This window comes from Frigoribacterium sp. AC759 (genome assembly GCF_979256015.1).
The window spans coordinates 1-247 of the sequence record NZ_CEEDMT010000146.1 but is presented as its reverse complement, the minus strand read 5'-3'; the positions used below and the strand labels follow the sequence as shown (position 1 = coordinate 247).

At 66.4% G+C, this 247-nt stretch carries 1 protein-coding gene; it reads right to left on the bottom strand.

Annotation, left to right across the window (positions count from 1 at the left end):
* Positions 1–247: transaldolase family protein (locus ACZ6JE_RS15430; RefSeq protein WP_464319515.1), on the bottom strand; the 247-nt coding region annotated here is incomplete at both ends.

Below are 247 nucleotides of genomic sequence, written 5' to 3'. Positions count from 1 at the left end.
GACCGGGCTCGACCTCGATCGACACACGGCCGTCGAATCCCTTCGAGCTGTCGTAGATCTCGCGGACGATGTCGCTGGCACGCGTCACGTCGTCCGTCGTGATCTCGAAGACTGCGTCGGTGACGCTCACGCCGCTCTTCGCGTGGAGCGCGACCTGGTCGTCGTACGCCTCGCCCTTGGCCAGAGCCGAGGCGAAGATCGTGGGGTTCGGGGTGACCCCCACGACGTTGCGCTCGGCGATGAGCTT